Source organism: Paenibacillus sp. O199 (assembly GCF_001636635.1).
GTDB lineage: Bacteria > Bacillota > Bacilli > Paenibacillales > Paenibacillaceae > Paenibacillus > Paenibacillus marchantiae.
Window position 1 is genome coordinate 84087 of record NZ_LGRP01000007.1, and the last position, 19975, is coordinate 104061.

Sequence of the window (19975 nt, forward strand, 5' to 3'; positions counted from 1 at the left end):
ACCCGTGGGAACGTCTTTTTTCGTTGAAGAGAATAAGTAAATCATTGGACATTTTTGTTGCAAACCCATAATTGTTCGTATACAATAAAACAAATTAGTTGTTCTATAAATATAGAACAAGAAAGAACAGGGGGAAATTCGAGCTATGAACTACAAAGTGGAAGTTGATTTCGCGCCCATTTATGAATGTGTAAGCAGCCTGACGGTTTTCATGAGTAAACAGAATCATAATGCTCTGGATGCTGGAAAACTATGGGTCAGAGAAGTACAAGATCGGTTCGCACCTGCCAAACTACAACAAATGCGGGAGACGATGAAACTTGTAGATGATTTTAGCCTAGCACCTTATATTTGGAGTTGTCCTGGTGAACGCTCAGTGAGTAGTTTTTTGGATTGGCTTGAAGACCTAACCACGGGCCAGCTATATGACATCGCTGCTAATGTGAAGTTGTCCGTTCCCTCCAATCTCCCGGAACTGCGCAGCCGGACATCCGAAGCGCTGCGTGAATGGGATACCCACTATTTCAGCCAAATTGATTCGGCGATTATCGAAGGTCTCGCCTTAGAAGCTGAAACCAGACAGTCCAGTTTAAACGGAACCAATGACTTAGAGGTCTATGAGGAGGCAACAGAAGGTATGCGTCTATACCCCACCCCTCTGCTCAAACAAGTGATTCTAATCCCTCAATATCATGCTCGTCCCTTTGTCACCTCAGCCATCTTTGATGAAGTGATTTTCACAAGTTACTCTGCCGATATTCTCCCACCAGCAACGGGTCGGCCTGAACATCGGTTGTTGCGTCTAACGCGAGCTTTGTCCGACGAGACCAGATTATATATCCTCCGCCTGTTGGCTGGAAGGCAGTTAACATTCACTGAGATCGTTAGCGAGGTTAAACTTTCTAAAAGTACGGTTCACTACCACCTGATTTCATTAAGGGCAGCGGGGCTTGTCATCGTGCATTATAACCAGAAAACGACCTCTTACAGCTTGCGTTTAGAAGCTCTCAACAAGCTTTCGGAACAGATTTCAGCTTATATTGAAGAATGATGATCATGCCCTTTAACCTACGCACACGGAGGAACACTCATGCTTAAGCGCAGTTATTATGGTTTACTAGCGACTGTCACTCTGAGTTCATTTGGTGACGTATTTGGTCTTCTGGCTATGGAATGGCTTGTCTATGAAATAACTGCATCTAAGATGGCCATGGGTGCGATGGCACTAAGCTTTAGCATTCCAGAAGTGGCCATTCGGTTGCTCGGCTCGCCGTTATCCGATCGGTTACACCGAGGGCGGTTCATGGCAGTGCTTGCTTCTGTTAGGTTGCTTGCTCTCTTATTACCGCTGAGTCTGGGACTCGCAGGCCACTTGCAATTATGGCATCTTTTCCTGGCCGCAGGACTAAGCGGGGCATGTTCTGCCCTATTCATGCCCACCGCAATGGCAATTATTCCAGGAGTATCAGATAAACACAAATTGGTGCGTGCATTCGCGGTAATCGACGGCTGCCGTAATGCAGCTGCTTTGTTGGGCCCAGCCTTAGCCGGAGCTCTTACTGCCGTAGCTGGGGCGTTGCCAACGCTGGGCATCAACGCCGTTTGTTACACCGCCGCCATTGCCACGTTGCTCTATCTGCCCACAATGCAGAAGCCAGTAGCAGCTAAGTCCTCATTTTCAATTAAAGCTTATTTCAGAGATATCCATGAAGGTTTCTCCTTTTATCGTAGTTTCCCGGCCATGCTTTCGATTATGGGAATGGTTTCGATCAGCAACATGTCTTCTGTAGCGATCTGGACGATGATGATTCCTTTTGTTCGTGAAGTGTTAAATCGGGATGCCGCTGCTATAGGTACACTCACCACTGCTTCAGCATGTGGCACATTAATAGGACTTTTGGTCATCTCGTGGATGGGTGAAATCAAAAGACGACGGACAGTTATGTTGTGCAGCCTAGCCGCCATCGGGCTTTTTAACGCCTTACTGGGCCTATTCCCGAGTTATCCGTTTGCGCTCGTTGCCTTATGTGCCGCTGGTGCAGCAGGACCTTTCTTTGGTTCTCTCAGTTCAGCTTTGCATGGTACACTTGTCCCCGGACCTCTTCAAGGCCGAGTCAACTCAATACGGTTCCTCATTGGTGGCGGACTACAGCCTGTAGGTGCTTTTGCAGGTGCAGCGGTTGCAGAACTCTATGGTCTGCCTTTCTTATTCTTGTCTTTGGGTCTGCTCCCCTTGCTTTGTTCGGTCGCCGCAGCTTTCCTTCCCAACCTGAAGAATTTAGATGGTGATTTATCTGCTTTACAGAATAGAACACAATTCAATTCTCATAACAAGGTAATTAACACATTATAGGAATATCATTTTTCTAAAATAGGTGAATCTCTGGATTAGTTGTGTGTATCCGCTATAGCTGACTTGTAATCTACAAATCGGATACACACCGCACAAAAAAGAACGACAATCCCGATCAAGGTTTTGTCGTTCCTCATTCATTTAAATTTTCTTTCCTATATCTTCTACGCTACAGCAGTTCGAACTGAAGCTGAGGTTCTGTTATCTCAGTTTTCCCTTCCAGCTGTACAGCGCCATATCCCAATTCCAGAACCGCAGCAATTCGCTCGTTGCCTAACACGCCAAACTTTTCAGCACGACTCCGGTCGTACATCCAGTCATGCAACGTACTGCGCACACCCAGGCCCTGTTCATGGGCAAGCAAACGAAAATTTTGGATCAGACAGCAGACAGCTGCAAAGTCCTCTTCCCGCTTATGATGATCCGCCTCTTCCTTCACCAGAACCAGAAGATACGCTGGAGCGTGCTCCTGCATTCCCTGCATGAGTTTCCCATTACGATTATCAGCAAAAATAAATCGCCACGGCTCACGAAGTCCATCATTTGGCGCCCACACGGCGTGATTGAGCAATTCAAGGATTAGCTCCTGTGATACCGGTCGATCCAAAAAATATTTCGGACTGTGTATGCCCCCTTGCAGATCGGACAATTCCATATTTACATCCTCCCTTCTACGTAGTCTGACCCTGAAATACAGTCCACTTTTGCTCAGCTGGTGTTCTTTTCCGGCTTCTTGGCGCTTTGTCGTAATATCCCATATGAAGAATGCCAACAAATCTTTCATCCTCACGCAGTCCAATTCCTTTGAAAAAGCCTTCATTCTGAATCATGGACTCTGTATCCCACAGCATTCCTAACCCTTGTTCCCATCCCAGCAGTTGGAAGCTCTGCATCATCCCGCAGGCAGCCGCATAATTGCGATCATTGGTCAGACGATCCGGTCCTACAGTCGACATAACAATGACATGAGCAGGAATATCGGTAAACCTCTTTTTAAACACATCCAGCAGTTTTCCCGGAATCAACTTGCCGAGCTTGCTCTGCGACATCTGTTCCAGCATGCAGTCCACCAACCGTTTGCGTGCTTCGGGGGTTCCGGCATAAACGACACGCCATAAGCCAGCTTCAACAGATGGTTGAAGCCGCGTAGCCTTGTGCAGCAATTCAACAACCAACTCCTTTTCCACCGGTGTAGAATTACATTTACGAATACTTCTGCGTTCCCTGATCAATTCTGCCAGACTCAAGTGTTTCACTCTCCTTCAGTTTATCTGGATTCCATATCCATGCTGCTGTCTTGAAGAAATTGAAGTATTATTTTCAGCTCCGGTTCCGAATATTTGTCCAAAGAACGATAGAACCGTTCAGCCTCAAGTACATGTAAACGTTCATGCAGTTCAAAGATCTTTTTGCCTTGTGGTGACAACCGGAAATAGCTCTCCTTCTTGTTGTCATTCATTTTCGTACGTTTGACGAATCCTTCCTCCAGCAGTTTGTTGCCGATCTTGGTAATACTTGCTTTGGACAAATTCATCGCCTCAGCAATCCCTGTGTTGTTAATAGGCTCATGCTTGCCAATGCAATCTATCATATGAACCGCGGTCAAATGCTGAGGGATTTTGTCCATGCTTTCCCGCTGGGCGATACTTAGAAAATGTTCAATTTCCGTATCCTTGTGATTCTCATATACATGTAAAAACCGGATAAATTGGTCATACAGTAACTGTTTTGTTCGATCGTTTGAATCCATTCTTCAATCGCTCCTTATTTACTTATAAACAATAAAAAAACCTTGAATGATTAAACTAATTCAGGAAATTAATCCGATATAGTTTACTTGTTAACAATATATCATGAGTGAGAACAGTTATCAACTATTTCCTCTGGTAAAAGAAAAAAATTAGAATTAAGCCCTAGGCTACCTTACTGCTTGGAGAATGGCATCTTACATACAGAAACATTTTCTATTTTGATAACGTCTACATATTTAAATAATTAATCTTTAGAGGAGGAGCCTATGTTTAAAAAAATCACTATTTCCTTGCTGACAACGACTCTGCTCATCCTGCCGAGCTTTGCGGCTACCGGGGAAGCTGCAAACCAGTACATCACAATGGATACTGGCATGCTACAAAATAATCGTGTTCTAATTCCGTTACGGGCAGTGTCCGAAAACTTGGGAGCGGAAGTTAACTGGAATAAAGAACTAAAAAATATCACCATTACCAAAGGTGAAATGACAATACTTTTGACCATTAACTCTAAAAAGATACTGGTTAACCAAGAGGCAGTTTCTCTGGATGTTCCTGCGGAATTAAACGATAACACCACCTATATCCCGGCGCGGTTTATCAGTCAAACTTTAGGCGCTGACGTGCAATGGAATCAACAAACCAGCCAAGCAACAATCACTCTGGATGGCACGCAAATACAGGTGACGATGGCAAAACCCAAAGTGCAAGTGCCCAATACAAAGAGAATAACGGCCAAACAACAGCAAATCTTCGTTGATAAATTAAATGAAGCGACAAACCTGTCTTCCATTAAGCAAATTCGGACATACTTTAGCGCCTATTTTACAGATCGTTTTATCAACGAAATTATTCGGGATAAAGGGCTGGAATACAACTTTAAATTCAAAGTCATCAGCCAATCCGGTCTGACTTACCGTGACAGCAATACAGCTAGATTAAGTCAATACTCGGGTTCTAGTTCCGTTTACGGTAAGAAGGAAACACTCTACCGAAGTGCCACACTCGTCTATACAAATAAGGGCTGGAAAGTAGATCGTGTTGAATTTTCATTAATAGACGAGATACTTAATCCTTAAGATCATCTCTCTCTCTATAAGAGAAATCCATTAACTATTGAACAATTTTGCTTTTTCAAGTACTATCAATCTAAACAATTCAAACGATCATATGTAACTGGCGAACACGGTGAACCGTGAGGGAGCATATGGTTTTGTAATAAGCCGTACGCCTGGGCAGAGGTAAGGAATATTTATTTCCTTGCCTCTTTTTTATGTTGAAAGGGCGATGTGAAAATGAGTACTGACAAACTGATCTTGAATGGCCAAACGGTAGCGGATTTTATGAAGGAAGACATGGCCTCGAAGGTTGCCATTCTTAAGGAAAAAGGCATTCAGCCTTGTCTCGCTACAATTCTCGTCGGAGATGATCCTTCTTCAGCGACTTATGTGCGTATGAAAGGAAATGCTTGTGCTCGCTTAGGCGTGCAATCCATTAAGGTCGTTCTTTCTGCGGATACCACCACGGATGAATTAATTCAAGAAATAAACAAGCTAAATGATGACCCTTCCGTACACGGTATTTTGCTTCAGCACCCTGTCCCGAATCATATCGATGAAAGAGCAGCTTTTGATGCCATTAGTATCGAGAAAGACGTTGACGGTGTTACGACTCTCGGTTTTGCACTTAATGCTTTTGGAGACGCAGAATTCCCTTCCTGTACACCACAGGCTATTATGCGCATTTTGGATTTCTACAATATTCAGATCGAGGGCAAACATGCAGTTGTCATCGGAAGAAGTCCAATTCTGGGCAAACCTGTCTCAGCCATGCTGCTAAACCGGAATGCAACGGTGACGACTTGCCACTCCAAAACCGTGAATCTGGAAGAAATCGTGAAGCTTGGCGATATCATAATTGCAGCCGTGGGTAAACCGCTCTTTGTTAAAGGAGACTGGATTAAACCAGGTGCTGTCGTTATTGATGCAGGTTATAACAAAGGCAACGTCGGAGATGTGGACTACGAAGCTTGCTTTGTTCCTTCTTCAGCAATTACACCTGTACCGGGCGGTGTTGGTCCTGTAACGATTGCGACGCTCATTGAACATACGATTAAATCTGCCTACAAGCTGTCTGAAAATGCATAATTGAATTAGCCAAAAAACAAGGTCCCTCCAGTTGACGAGGGGCCTGTTTTGTCTTTGAATAAGCTCGAATTGAAAATAAGAAAATATATAGATCTTTTTTTCTCTTTTTACAAACCGACTAAATCTATATTATTATGAACAAGGCTTAGGAAGGAGATAAACATAACTTGAAACCTTTAGTACAGCTCCTGCATTTTGGTTATCATCAGGCGATGAGTTGCATTTTTCCTGTGGCGATCTTTGGAACGTTGGCCCTTTCTAGCGTAATTCAGATACCCTTTCTTTATCGCTATGATGCCATTCTGCTTGTTTTATTAGCAGTACAATACCTTATGTACCGGAGCGGATTGGAAACACGTGATGAAATCAAAGTCATATGTATATTTCACGTGATTGGATTGGTACTGGAGATGTATAAGGTGTGGATGGGATCCTGGTCATACCCTGAGCCTGGTTATACCAAGCTCTTTGGCGTTCCCCTTTATAGCGGATTTATGTATGCAAGTGTAGCAAGCTTTATGTGCCAAATATGGCGCAGATTGCGTATGGACATGACAGGCTGGCCTGGGTTTGCATCTTCGGTTCTGTTAGGAGGAGCCATCTATATCAACTTTTTCACACATCATTTTATTCCCGATTTTCGTTGGTGGTTGACCGCTCTGGTATTTATTGTTTTTCGTAAAACATGGATTATCTATCGGGTACGATTAACTACCTATCGAATGCCGTTAACGCTCGCTTTTGTCATCGTAGGTTTTTTCATCTGGACTGCTGAAAATATAGCTACATTTTTTAACGGCTGGAAATACCCTGACCAGCATGACTCCTGGCAACTGGTCAGTTTTAGCAAGATAAGTTCGTGGTTCCTTTTGGTGATTATTAGTGTCATCATTGTGGCCCAACTGAAATATGTCAAAGCTAATCGAAAATAATGAGTAGGAGGATACAATGGAAGACTTTATTTTGTGGTTGAAATATGTGTTATTAGGTATCGTACAAGGGGCTACAGAGCCTATTCCGGTTTCTTCAAGCGGACATTTGATTATCGTTCAACGACTGCTTGGCATGCAGCAGAACGGATTATCCTTTGAAATTTTGACAAACACAGCCTCACTGATTGCCATTATGTTTATTTTTCGGGAAGATATCAAAAAACTTATTGTAGGAGGCTGGCGATTTCTAGTCTCTCGCAATGCGGAGTACAGAGCAGATTTTATGTTTTGTCTATACATAATCATTGGTACCCTGCCTGCTGCGATCGGGGCTGTGCTATTCAAGGATAAAATTGAAGAAATATTCACTTCTGTCTATACGGTTGCGATTAGTTTACTGATCACAGGGGTTGCGCTGTGGCTTATTCGAAACCTTCGCGGGCGCAAAAGAGATGGGGATTTGTCTGCGAAAGACGCAGTACTGGTGGGTCTGGCTCAAGCGGTGGCTCTTATTCCGGGAATAAGCCGCTCTGGTGCAACAGTGATTGCATCTATTGCTGTCGGGATGAAACAAGAAACGGCGTTGAAATTTTCTTTTATGCTCTACATTCCGATCAGCATTGGCGGGGTAATATTAGGGGCTTCTGACATTGTAACCGATCCGCACCGAGCGCAGTTAGCTATACCTTACATTTTAGCGTTCATTACGACCCTTATCGTAACCTACTTTTCAATGAGATGGTTCATGGGAATTATGGCAAGAGGGAACTTGATTTACTTTTCATACTATTGCTTCGTAGTCGGAATTCTTTTACTTATTTTTTTGTAAACCCGAATTTTCCTTGTAACGTATAAGGGAACAACCCTCAACAATGGGTTGTTCCCTTTTTATTGTTTTCCAAACTTGACGATCCCGCCCTACTCGCAGGTTCCGTACGAACACTCTTTAACGTTCTCCCAGAACCATGGCGCCCATGCCATTCGGATCATCCATTTGTTTATGGGTTACGAGTTCTCCTTTGTCGTTGAATCCCTTCATTTCATACGGAATTGTTGCAGACGAGGGCAGTGATACAAACCAGATTATGCTTTCCGGCCCCACCTCAACCAACTTGGCTTCGGCAACTACTGGTTTCTCATTTCCCTCAAACTCGACTGTTACACGCTGAATAGCCGGGTCTAATATATGTCCAAACAGCATAGGGAAAGGTGTCGATATGTGACTCAATTCAGGTATGCTCATGTAATCCAGTGCAGACGTGAATTGAGATGATTCACCAATGGAATATCCGCCACCCCATGCCCACTTCCATCCGAATATTATTTTCCGAGCATACTCCATCTGAAGATTGCTGTTATTTTCCTGACCCGTTTTTTGTTTGAACAAAATTATGCCGCCGTCTACCGGTTCTTGATGAATGATTTGTAATGAATCATCATTATTTCTAAACTTTCGGATCGCTTCTTCAGCAGTTTTTCCTATAGGAATATGCATGGTTTCACTCATTCCCATTGCTTTGGACATGCGCCGATCGGCTAGTCCGCCAGGTCTGTCATTAACATAAACAAATGCGATGCACGTTATGAGCAAAAGTAAAATGAGTATCGCAGTAATTCGAATGATTCGTTTGCTTCGCATTTTTGGTATTACGATGTCATTCACTCCTTAAGATGACGATGACAACTATTCGCCTTGAACCGTGGATAAGGACACAAGGACCGGACCAGCGAAATCAGAGGCTTCTTCACCTTTGGGATTGTGAAGACGGAATAAAAAAGCGTCACCTTTTTCTGATTTCCAGACCATATAATCGTTTATCCCTTTTTCACCTGAGGCTTGAAGATAAAGCTCAGCGAAACCAAGCGGATGCTCGATCAGTTCTCCACTATAATCAGTCACCTCACCGAATTTTTCCAAGTCCTCTTGCCCAGTCGTCTTAAGCTTTTCCAGATCATAATCTGAGGGCAGCGGTTCAATATCTACATAGTAGTCCGGATTGCTTGTCAGCGACAAGCGGCCTTTGGCAGCGTCAAAAGAAAACTTCTCGAACACGTACAATGAAAAACCCTCTCCTTGATGTAAGGTTGCCGTTTGTGAAGAATTGCCCTCCCCTGACATCAAATCCAAACTTTCTGTTTGCGGTCGTGTCGTTTCAGATGTTTCCTCGTTTTCTGTGGTGGGAGCTGTAACCGATTCATTTGTTTGTGTTGACGTTTCAGTGGTGGACGACGGCTCCGTTTCTCCAGAGCAAGCTGTAAGTGCAACAAACATAAAGAGCATCGGGATTTTAATAAAAACAGAACGAAGTTCTTTCAATTGTATCACTCCTTACGAGTTTAATGGTCAATATGTTATTACCCGTGCAAGCGAATGGAAACCATACGATTGCCCCTTCCCAATCCAATCACCTCTGAACAATATGTTATGTTTAAAACGAAAAAAAGTCGCCATAATGGCGACTTTTTACGAAAATTAGATAGTACAAACTGTAAAATTAATCGAACTTATAGGTCCAAAACGCTTCTCTTCCAAACCGATTTCGGATTTGTTCATCATCCAATTCCCGCTTGCCGACAAGTTCAGGCGCTTGGAATTGCGAACGGTGAGCTCGAATCGATGCCATTTTCTCGGCGAGGAATCCACTCACATCTTCAATCACATCCGCTTTTCCGATGCTCTCCTCGTGATTGTTCGAGAATGCGCAGCAGTACACAATTGGTCTCTCCTCTGCAGGCAGTCGACCAATCGTTCGCGTAACCGCAGCTCCGGTTGCATCATGATCGGGATGCACACTATAGCCCGGATAGAAAGTAATGACCAGTGAAGGATTAAGCTCCTTGATCAGGGCCAAAATATGGCCATCTAGCAGTTCAGGATCTTCAAACTCGATCATTTTATCGTGAAAACCGAGCATCCTTAAGTCTTGAATACCAATCGCATTGGAGGACTCTATGAGTTCATCCTTACGGATTATTGGCAAGGTGACCCGGTTGGCAAATGGAGGGATGCCCATATTACGTCCCATCTCCCCTAGAGTCAGGCAAGCATAAGTGACTTGAGCACCGCCTTCTATGTATTTCGCCAACGTTCCCGAAGCAGTGAATGCTTCATCATCGGGATGGGGAAACACAACTAAAATGCGCTGATGTTCAATCTGTTTGTTATTCATGCTTATTTGATCCTCCGCTTTCATCAGAACAATTCCCGACTAAGTTGTAAAGCTACAACCAGCTTTCCTTGACTATCGTGACCAGCCAGAATGAGTCGTTCTTGTTCCAGCTCGTCAATGTGTGTAAGTCCTTCAGCGTATATCCAGCCGTGAGTGGTTTTTAAACCAACTCGGTATGGGCCTGTGCCCGAGATAGATCCTTGCGTATATCGTATGACCGCATTGGAAATGAATGCCGACCCCGGATGCCTTGTGCTATCGAAGTGACTGGCGTAAGCACCTGACGTGAGTTCGAGGTGTAAATATAGGTCCTGATCGAGAAGTTGATTGATCCGGTGTTGGATGTCTTGAGGCTCTATTGGCTGCATGGCGGCCTCCTTTTTAATAAAAAGTAACGTTCTACATCCATTTTAACATATGTCCCGTGAGAATAAACATGGAATGAGTGAGCGAATGTTTGGAATACTCTCTATTTACTGTTTTCTAAAGAATCCTCTTCCTTCTGCACGGGTTCGGAGCACTCTCTTCTTAACAAGGCAATTTCATGTCGATAAGGTGCACTTTTATATTTTATTTTGCCAATCGACGGCGTCTCAAGCAGTTTCGGAATTGACACGAGCTGGGGATGATGTACGATATAATCCAAAGTCTGAAGTCCGATATGTCCGTGCCCAATGTTTTCATGGCGATCTTTCCTCGATCCCCGCACATTCTTGGAGTCATTGATATGCAGTACTTTTAATCGATCAAGGCCAAGCACCTTATCAAACTGCTCAAGTACCCCATCAAAATTATCAACAATATCGTATCCGGCATCATGAACATGACAAGTGTCCAGACATATGGAAATCCGTTCATTCCGCTGCACGCCATCGACAATCTGTGCCAGTTCTTCAAAGCTTGTTCCGCACTCTGTTCCTTTTCCCGCCATCGTCTCCAACGAAATCTGTACCTCCGGGTGATTATCGTCTTGTAATACTTCATTTAATCCCCGGATTATTTGTCGAATACCGATGTCCAATCCAGCATTTACGTGGGCCCCGGGGTGAAGAACAAGCTGATTTGATCCAAGTGATGCCGTTCGTTCGATCTCGTCTCGCAGGAATTGTACGCTAAAATCAAACACCTCTCGTTTGCAACTATTCGCCAGATTAATCAGGAATGGAGCATGCACGACAATATTGGAAATGCCATGCTGCTTCATGTGCAAATGACCTGCTTCTATATTATATTGCGAAATAGATTTTCGTTTCGAATTCTGCGGTGCGCCAGTGTACATCAGAAAAGTAGATGCACCGTAAGAAGCGGCTTCTTTACTAGCCTGGAGAAGCATCTCTTTTCCTCCAAAGGATACATGCGATCCAATCAGCAGATCACTACTTTTCATCATTACCAACCACCCTCTCCTGTTGAAACCATCATTTAATTATCAATGAAATGGGTTGGATTGGCTAATGGGAAATGACGGTGGTGAAGGAGATCAGAGGAAGGCATCATTTGGTCGCAATAACTTTCATGTTTAAGGCAAAAAAGCCGCCAATTGGCGGCTTGATATGCATTTCAGTTCTCGTTACAACCATTTTCATTCTCAACGCTTGGCTTCCGGTTCAGGGAGTAACCGATACGTTATCGAAGTGTGTATGCTTGTTTGCCGTTCTAACACCGATTTTGCCATGCGTGAACGGATTCAAGCTGTTGTCCGTATAATCGATCTTCGGAGTGACCATATCATCCACATAAACTTTGATGTTTGTACCATTAACGGCAACTTTCATATGATACCAGGTATTGGTGGAATATGATTGCGCGTTGCTCTTGAGGAGCGCCCAATTATAATTCATCTTGCCCAGACTAACTCCGCTTGTGGTCAGATAGGCGTAATATCCTTGTAAAGCATCATAATTGTTCTGACCTCGTTCTGTGCCGTGGGATGGATTGGACACTCTGACAAGTAACCCCCCATCTCCCCCTGAGTCAATCATCTTAATATCCGCCTCGACCGTATAATCTGCCCATCCTGAATCTCCAAATGTAGATTTGGCAGGTCCGGTGCTCGCTGCACTGTATTCACCATTCTCTACAGCCCACGTTCCTTCAAACCGTGTCCATCCATTATCGTCGCCGTCGTTAAAATTATCACTTACACTTGTCACATCAACATTCTTCTGAAACGTCATTCTTGAGAAATCAGCCTCGCCTGTTACGAATTCAACCTTTAATTCCCGTTGTCCAGCATTTAAGTAGACCTTTTTCTTCGATATGTTTTTCCAATTATCCCATCCGCCCGTATTAGGTACATTGACGATACCCGTTAAGTCGGTCGAACCATCCCACACTCGGATCTGAGCCCCGTCCAACGAGGTAGCCATGCGAAAATCAATATCGTAATATCCACTTGACTCCACGTTTACTTTGTATTTATACCATTCTCCCGTCTGATTCCAGCCTAAGTTGAACAGTCCTTCGTTATTCAGGCGAATATCCCCGGCATCGGTACGATAAGCCCCGCCCAGGTTCCCAGCCGTTGTATCGTGATAAGCGACACCTTCGCCTCCTTTCATATAATGAACGGCCTCGATTGTTCCTGGAATCGGCTTGGAGGCATTCCATGCACTGCTTCCGTTCACATCATTGTTAAAAGCAGTATAGCCGAAGTCCGCATGTGTATCCTCTGTCAGAACACCAATTTTGCCTGCTCCTACATTGGCGGTACGCGTTGCTTTGAACATACCATCTACGTAGTATTTAAACGTTGATCCCGATTTTTCTATCCGTATGTTATGCCATTTCGAATAATTGAAGTCGGCAGGCAGATCGAATGTTTGCCAAGCCTGATCCACACCGTTAATTCGGAAAAATGTCTCAAGTCTTTTGTTTTTCGAACTGATCAGCGCAACACCGTAGTTGTTCTCATTCGTATAGGAGAATGTAGCGCCGTATCTCGGATTGGTGGACGTTCCCCGATTCATTTCCTTCATGTTAAATTCAGCCGTATAATCCGATGCGCTGCTCGAAGCCGTCACTTGTTTATACCAAGTTGAGCTGCCCATTGAATTTTGCCACATGAGTTCCTGATTGTAGATGCCCCAATTACCACCGTTCACGTTGGACCAATTGCTTCCGATTGCAGTACGATCGAAGTAGTCAAAGAAAACAGGCATTTCTGGATTGGGTTGATCCGTTGAAGTCGGACCTATCACGATCATCTTGTCGTTATTCCATACAATTCGGTCCATGTTCAGATGCCGCAGCGGTCCAATGATTCCGTTACCTTCCAAATTGTGATACATCATATAGTGAGTGTCCAGATTAGGTCCTGTTACTACAGTGTTGTGTCCTAATCCCACGGTTGGACCCTCTGTACGAATTAATACCGGGTTTGTGCTATCCGTAACATATCCGGACCTCGGACCTGTGGTGCTAACTGCCACATCCACCCGATATCCTTTGCTAAATACGTGGTTACCTGTATAGGTCATATAGTATTTTCCATTTCGTTTGAAGACGGTTGAACCCTCAGTCCAGCCTCCCATCCCCACTCCTGTAGACGCACTCACTCCGATCTCAGTCGGACTGCTCATCGGTGCTGCATCTATGCGGCCCTGTGCTGCGTGATAGAAGCTGAACGAGCCATCATCGTCAATGAACACATTACCGTCAATCGACTTTCCAAGGTTGCCCGTTACTACATTGAAGGGTCCGGTAGGACTTGTGCTGCTCAGCACGTAATGTCCTTTTCCGGCAGGTGATGTATACATGTAGAACATGCCATTCCAGTAAACAACTTCAGGAGCATAAGCTCCGTGCGTAATGGGATCTGTTGCAGCTAATCCACGGTACGACCAATTCACCAGGTCTTTGGAGCTCCAGACTTTGACACCGTCGTCCGTATCTCTTGTGCTTACATACAGGTAATAGTATCCATTAAATTTCAATACATAGGGGTCCCCGAGTCCATATTGTCCCCATTCATCCGGTAACGTTTGCGGATTTTGATAGGCTGTGGCAGGGAGTGGCACTGACGAAACCATTAATAAAATGACCAACAGCGTGAACATGAATCGACGACTCTTCCTCACATGATTTCCTCCTAGTCTGTTTTTTGTTACCGCTTACAAATACATCAAGGTTCTCTACGTGCACTTCTGTCTTACATCCGAAGAACTTGTTTTCTTCTGCACAACGGCTAACCCTCATAACCGTATGTACAGACATAATCCAGTCTTCTCATCGGGTGTTGAAATCTAGCATAAAGTAAGCAGTTACAAATAGAAATAACATTTCGTTGTCATTCATTTGGCATTTTGTTGGAAAAAAGTGCTTATTTTTTATTAGAACTCACTCGTTCATATTTACAAGAAAAAACCTCAGGAAAACTCTCCTGAGGTTTAAACGTCTATCCCGTTTCTTACGTATTAATCCAACAACGGGGTAACGGTGAGGCTTAAAAGATTGATCTCACCATGTCCACCTGAAATTTGGATTGTGTTAACATTACCCGGCTCCAAAGGAACGGTGATATTGGTGATTCCGCCGAACTCCTGCAAACCGCCAGTGGATAGCGCATTCAGCAAAGAATAGTCCTGGTCATTAATCGTCAGATGCAATTTGGCTAGTCGTTCACCAGTCGCATAATGAAGCTCAATCGATGCTCTTCCGCCTTCGCCTCCATCTATATTCTTAAACAAGGCGTACGCTTCTGAGGATTGAAGATTCCCGACCACGGTTTGACCGGATTGCAATGTCCTGATTTCAGCTCCTCCAAAAACCTGACAAGCTGCACCTGCATAAACTTTCTGTTGCCGTGCAGGAACCGGGGCTGGACCAACGGACGATACACCTTCCCTTGTCTGAACCACAGGTCTGATGGAACCATCTTCATCGAACTCCAGATAGTCGATACATACGCTGCGCAGCGTACCTTCTCCAGAGATCGCTTGATTGTGATAAAAAAGATACCATTGCCCTTTGAATTCTACTACAGAGCCATGGGTCGTGGAACAGCCTGTCGGCTCCAAAAAAATGCCTCGGTACGTCCATGGGCCAAGCGGATTCTCGCTTGTTGCGTATCTCATACGGTTGTTGTCTTCCAGATTGTCCGCATAGGTAAGATAATAAAGATTGTTTCTTTTGAACACCCAGGCCGCTTCATGAAAATCCTCAAGTCCTTGCATTTCTGTCATGCCGTTCTCCAGTGACATCATATCTTCATTGAGCTTGCCTCCCAGACAGACACTGCCGCCACCATAGTAGATATAGGCGCTATTGTCATCGTCTACAATTACACACGGGTCAATCAGTGCAAACCCGCCAAGCCCCTCGATATACCCTTGATCCGTAAAGCCATGCGCCGGATAGAGACTGGTGGCAACCCCGATCTTCCAGGAATCATTCCAGTTCGAATCACTTGGATGCGGATAATAGAAGTAATAGGTTCCATTCTTGTATGCACAGTCAGGCGCCCACATGAAGCCGCCCTCCGGTCTGCCCCAGGAAACGTCGTCTGAACGGAGTATTTCCCCTTCGTCCAACCAGTGAACCATATCCTCCGAGGAAAAAACATGATATCTGTCCATGAGATCGCAACCTCTGGCTGGGTCCATATCATGAGATGCGTAAATGTAAATTTTACCGTCGTTCCATACATGGGCCGAAGGATCTGCTGTATATATAGATGTGATTGCTGGATTCATGGATGTCGTCTTTTGGCGTGTGGTTTCGAAGCCAATATCATTAGTAGTCATTTTTAATCCTCCTGAACGTATGCGAACTTGTTAAAATCATGCCATTTGGGCTCTATTGATGACTTGTTGGATGGTTTGCCGTCACTGGAATCTGGTTTTTGAACATGCGATTGATATCCCCTGCAAGTCGGAGATAAAAGTCTGAAGATACGGCAACACCGTCGGCATCCAGCGTTAGAAAATATTGATTGGTTGGAATCATGGAGCTGTTCTCTGCCATCTTGGCAATAGCCGTACCTTCATCGTACTCGTCAAACATCGCGATATATCCGGTATTGATACCGATGCTCTTCAGATTGTAGGCCTGCCTCCACATGAAGTCTCCATGCAGACGCGGATTCTCATTTCTTGGGCCACCAGTCATGTTCGACCAAGCCGAACCCGGCCAGATCACTGGCTGATAGTCAATTCCATTTTGCTGTGTGAAAGCCAGATCAGGTTGAAGCTGATTGGTTTTGAAGCTGTCCGCTTGCTGAATATTGCCGAAGCGGGCAACGGACCAAGGCGAGATCATATCCAACGATTTGTAGACGTTCATAAAATCAGATCGAGAGTCGTTATTTCCCGTTCTCCAATACGTAGGCACGCCACCGATGACATAGATCCCCTGGTTTTTGAACCAACCGATCAAATCGGCCGCCTCTGCTGCAGTACCTGGCCGATCCGTGAAGCCAATACCCCAGATGCAGACAACCATTTTGCCATTCTGCTTCGCATAGGCCGAAGATGATGGCAGGTGCATGTTGTTCACAACATTGGTCGTCCAGTCATGCTTAACTGCCTGTACCCAATTGCTCGCATTCATACCCGTAATGTCATACATGACATAGAACTTGCGATTATAAGATTCCGCGGCATTTTTAACCTTGACGGCTACGCTGTCCCGGTTGCTTTTCCAGTTGTTAGGTGTGTCACTCTCATCTGCGCCGAACCGTTGCAATGCTGCACCGTCGATATTGTAGGTTTGCATCCACTCAAAATGTTTGTTGACCGTCTCCTGATCGTAAGAGGAAAACAATTTGGCAGGAGAACCATTACCGAGGTTCGCCAAACTTGTCTGATACAGCTTGGAATATTCGCGAAGGTCTGGATATAACTCGAAATTCACGTTGCCATTTGCTGATGGCGCACTGCTATTTTTGGACCAGTGCACCCAGCCACCGTTCGGTGAACCGTCTCCGGCTGCGTTGAACCAGCCTTGATACCCGGCATACAGCTTGCCTACGACATCGCCTCCGCTGCCTGCGGCGGAAGCACTGAACTTGAACCAGAGTAGATTGAATAAATTGCCGGTTCCGCCCGTGAATTTAAGATAGACTGTGTGTACACCAGTGGCACCACTGATTGACCCGGACTTCGTTTGCCAGGATTGCCACCCGCCCGTAGCTGGAACTGCAACAGTTCCCGCGAGTGTCCCGTTTAGGCTATCCAGACGGACCTCAATCGTACCGCCACTGTTATTACTGGCTACTCTCACGTCGATTGAATTGGCACCGCCGCCAAAATCCACATTGTTGAATACAATGTAATCGCCGTTGTCGATAAATGCGACATTTTGCCCTCCCTCGCTGGAACTTTCCAGTTGGACTCCGGATTGACTGTTATAACTGGAAGCCTGCGTTTGATTAAACGCGGAAGCTGCCGATACGATGGAAGGTGAAATAGACAAACACAACGTAAGAATCAATAATGCCGCACTTGCAAAAGCCAAAACCTTCTTGTTTTTTTGCATGAAATTTAGCATATTATCCCCCTATTCATTTTAGTTGCGCATAAGCTACTCCTGTTCTTCATCCGCCCACGAATGCTTCGGGCCCCAGGACAGAAGCTCTTTCACCATTCCATTACTAACAATGGCTTCTCGACTAGAGAAAGGTGTCCGTAGATCTTTTACATCGGGATAAAAGGTGGCGAGCAATTCTGTCGTTTGCCGATCACTTAACGTATCATTAGCGGTAACATTAACGTGAACAGCCCCATCATAATCGGCGTGCAGAGCAGCCAAACAAGCATCCACGGCATCCCTAATATCAATGTAGCTCCACAATATGTGCTTGAACGTTTCCGCCTTCGCAATAGCCAAATGTCTGTACTCTCCTGGTCCGACAATCATTGAAAAACGGAGGGAAATTACCTGCATCCCGCTTCTACGATGAAACATCTCTGCAGTGACCTCATTAACGATCTTAGACAGGCCGTAACATTCCTGTGGCTGTTGCGGATGCTGTTCATCCACCGGGAAATAATCGGGAGCGAAGGGTTTGTTGGCCCAGGCAAACCCGTAGGATGATTCACTGGAGCCCATGACCACCTTTTTTATACCGAGCAAAGAGGCTGCTTCCAGCACATGGTATCCGGAAAGTGTATTATTAGCGAAAATATAGCTGTGAGGGTAGTGAAGCGGCGCAGGAATCGCTGCTAGATGGATGATCGCATTTACTCCGGCAAGCGCTCCCACGACTTGACCATAATCGTTCAGGTCGACAATGATCTGTTTGCAACGCACCCGGTCTGACAGGTGTTTATCCAGCGATACGACATCATGACCTTGTAATTGCAGCTTCTCAATGACTTGTGAACCCAGCTTTCCGCCTCCACCTGTAACTGCAATCGTCTTCATTCCTATATCTCTCCTGTCTGTTCTTGTCACTTCGTTAGGGTCGCACCAATGTTCCATCCGCTTTGCGGTCCAGAGGATACGGCCGATGATATTTGTTGGGATCCCATGAGTCACTTAGTAATGATTTGGCCTTCACTTCATCCAGTTCAATGCCCAGTCCCGGTTTATTGGAAGGGTATAGATATCCTCCCTCTCTGACGATATGTCCGGGGAATGCCTGCAACTCATGAGGTTTAAAATGATTGATTTCCTGGATACCAAAGTTCCACAGGGCCATATCCAGATGGACAGCAGCTGCCTGGTTAACAGGATCATTCTCCCCACCCTCCTGCCAGGCTGTTCGTACTCCGTAGGCTTCGCCCAGCGTAGCGATCTTGCGACAAGCGCTGATTCCGCCTGCTTTCGATACTCGAACTCTGATAAAATCGATCAACTTCTCTTGAATCAGACCCGTCCACTCCTGAGGATTAACAAATAATTCTCCCACTGCCTGCGGCGTAGCACTCTGTTGACGAAGCTGTCGATACCATCCGATCTGTTCCGGAGCAAGTGCATCTTCCAGAAAGAAAAGATGATAAGGTTCAAGCCGCTTCGACAGCTGAATGGCATGAATGGGGGATAAATGCTCATGCACATCGTGAGTAAACTGAATCCCATTACCAAATTCCAGGCGCAACTTCTCGAACATGTCAGGGATGGCATGCAGATACGCATGTTCATCAAATACAGGACCGCTGCTCCAGGGCTCGCGTGGCAAATTCGCGTCCTTGCCGCTGACAAATCCCCCGCCACCGTAACCTCCCATCTGCACTCGAATGACCGTGTATCCTTCTTCCATAAAACGAGATACATCTTCTTTCAGCTCGCTGATATCAGCACCTCCGGCATGGCCGTAACAGGGAACTGCCGAACGGCAGGCCCCTCCTAACAATTGATAGACTGGCAGATTCGCTTCCTTACCCTTGATATCCCACAGGGCCATGTCAATTCCACCAATGGCCGTATGAAGTATTGCCCCATTTCTCCAATATCCGCTCATATGCATGAGATGCCACAAATCTTCAATCTGGGATGCATCCCTCCCTATGAGTAATGGTGCCAGCAGTTGTTCGATGACCTGAACCACCGCTTCGGGATTATAAAGATCGGAAGCAGAACCCAATCCGTAAAGACCATCCTGATCCGTCGAAATCTTCACAATGGTCCAGCTTCCGTCGTGCCTTGTACGTATGCATTCTATCCGTGTAATTTTAGCCAT

Annotated in this window: 19 protein-coding genes and 1 riboswitch; of the genes, 6 read left to right on the top strand and 13 right to left on the bottom strand. The window is 45.2% G+C overall.

Annotation, left to right across the window (positions count from 1 at the left end; all coding sequences use genetic code 11):
- Positions 1-145 precede the first annotated feature (145 nt).
- Complete coding sequence (locus A6049_RS12820) at positions 146-1051, top strand: ArsR/SmtB family transcription factor (protein WP_063565027.1); 906 nt, start codon at positions 146-148, stop codon at positions 1049-1051.
- Between the two features lie 39 nt (positions 1052-1090).
- Positions 1091-2353 (top strand): MFS transporter, encoded by a 1263-nt coding sequence (locus A6049_RS12825; protein ID WP_063565028.1) that lies wholly within the window; start codon positions 1091-1093, stop codon positions 2351-2353.
- A gap of 169 nt (positions 2354-2522) precedes the next feature.
- On the opposite strand, the gene A6049_RS12830 is transcribed toward A6049_RS12825, so the two are convergent.
- The 3 genes from A6049_RS12830 to A6049_RS12840 are packed head-to-tail and all read right to left on the bottom strand — an operon-like array spanning position 2523 to position 4103.
- Complete coding sequence (locus tag A6049_RS12830) at positions 2523-3008, bottom strand: nitroreductase family protein (RefSeq protein WP_063565029.1); 486 nt, start codon at positions 3006-3008, stop codon at positions 2523-2525.
- Between the two features lie 16 nt (positions 3009-3024).
- Positions 3025-3600, bottom strand: a complete 576-nt coding sequence (locus A6049_RS12835; RefSeq protein WP_063565030.1) for a nitroreductase family protein — start codon at positions 3598-3600, stop codon at positions 3025-3027.
- Between the two features lie 20 nt (positions 3601-3620).
- On the bottom strand, positions 3621-4103 hold the full coding sequence (locus tag A6049_RS12840; protein ID WP_063565031.1) for a MarR family transcriptional regulator: 483 nt from the start codon (positions 4101-4103) through the stop codon (positions 3621-3623).
- 267 nt (positions 4104-4370) lie between these two features.
- On the opposite strand from A6049_RS12840, the gene A6049_RS12845 reads away from it, so the two are divergent.
- From A6049_RS12845 to A6049_RS12860, 4 genes are all read left to right on the top strand, one after another.
- Positions 4371-5183: a stalk domain-containing protein gene (locus tag A6049_RS12845; protein WP_063565032.1), complete on the top strand. Its 813-nt coding sequence runs from the start codon at positions 4371-4373 to the stop codon at positions 5181-5183.
- Positions 5184-5266: 83 nt separating this feature from the next.
- A riboswitch (ZMP/ZTP riboswitch) is annotated at positions 5267-5348 on the top strand.
- Between the two features lie 51 nt (positions 5349-5399).
- The gene (locus tag A6049_RS12850; protein WP_063565033.1) at positions 5400-6251 is read left to right on the top strand and encodes a bifunctional 5,10-methylenetetrahydrofolate dehydrogenase/5,10-methenyltetrahydrofolate cyclohydrolase; all 852 of its coding nucleotides are present in this window, start codon (positions 5400-5402) and stop codon (positions 6249-6251) included.
- A 167-nt stretch (positions 6252-6418) separates the two neighbouring features.
- Positions 6419-7183: a DUF817 domain-containing protein gene (locus A6049_RS12855; RefSeq protein ID WP_072732831.1), complete on the top strand. Its 765-nt coding sequence runs from the start codon at positions 6419-6421 to the stop codon at positions 7181-7183.
- A gap of 16 nt (positions 7184-7199) precedes the next feature.
- Entirely contained in the window at positions 7200-8012 is an 813-nt protein-coding gene (locus tag A6049_RS12860; RefSeq protein ID WP_063565034.1) for an undecaprenyl-diphosphate phosphatase, read from the top strand.
- 117 nt (positions 8013-8129) lie between these two features.
- On the opposite strand, the gene A6049_RS12865 is transcribed toward A6049_RS12860, so the two are convergent.
- From A6049_RS12865 to A6049_RS12910, 10 genes are all read right to left on the bottom strand, one after another.
- On the bottom strand, positions 8130-8678 hold the full coding sequence (locus tag A6049_RS12865) for a hypothetical protein (protein WP_240321383.1): 549 nt from the start codon (positions 8676-8678) through the stop codon (positions 8130-8132).
- Between the two features lie 189 nt (positions 8679-8867).
- Entirely contained in the window at positions 8868-9509 is a 642-nt protein-coding gene (locus A6049_RS12870; RefSeq protein ID WP_481852721.1) for a hypothetical protein, read from the bottom strand.
- A gap of 169 nt (positions 9510-9678) precedes the next feature.
- Positions 9679-10353 (bottom strand): bacillithiol biosynthesis deacetylase BshB2, encoded by a 675-nt coding sequence (gene bshB2, locus A6049_RS12875; protein WP_063565223.1) that lies wholly within the window; start codon positions 10351-10353, stop codon positions 9679-9681.
- Between the two features lie 23 nt (positions 10354-10376).
- Entirely contained in the window at positions 10377-10721 is a 345-nt protein-coding gene (locus tag A6049_RS12880) for a YojF family protein (RefSeq protein ID WP_024631702.1), read from the bottom strand.
- A 101-nt stretch (positions 10722-10822) separates the two neighbouring features.
- Positions 10823-11743, bottom strand: coding sequence for a deoxyribonuclease IV (locus A6049_RS12885; RefSeq protein ID WP_240321384.1), 921 nt, complete (start codon positions 11741-11743; stop codon positions 10823-10825).
- Positions 11744-11960: 217 nt separating this feature from the next.
- A complete protein-coding gene (locus A6049_RS12890; RefSeq protein WP_240321385.1) occupies positions 11961-14432 on the bottom strand; it encodes a family 43 glycosylhydrolase in 2472 nt (823 codons plus the stop codon).
- A gap of 336 nt (positions 14433-14768) precedes the next feature.
- Positions 14769-16097: a family 43 glycosylhydrolase gene (locus A6049_RS12895; RefSeq protein WP_063565038.1), complete on the bottom strand. Its 1329-nt coding sequence runs from the start codon at positions 16095-16097 to the stop codon at positions 14769-14771.
- Between the two features lie 52 nt (positions 16098-16149).
- Positions 16150-17841: a carbohydrate-binding protein gene (locus A6049_RS12900; RefSeq protein ID WP_095206074.1), complete on the bottom strand. Its 1692-nt coding sequence runs from the start codon at positions 17839-17841 to the stop codon at positions 16150-16152.
- Between the two features lie 33 nt (positions 17842-17874).
- The gene (locus A6049_RS12905; RefSeq protein ID WP_063565039.1) at positions 17875-18717 is read right to left on the bottom strand and encodes an NAD-dependent epimerase/dehydratase family protein; all 843 of its coding nucleotides are present in this window, start codon (positions 18715-18717) and stop codon (positions 17875-17877) included.
- Positions 18718-18751: 34 nt separating this feature from the next.
- The gene (locus tag A6049_RS12910) at positions 18752-19975 is read right to left on the bottom strand and encodes an enolase C-terminal domain-like protein (protein ID WP_063565040.1); all 1224 of its coding nucleotides are present in this window, start codon (positions 19973-19975) and stop codon (positions 18752-18754) included.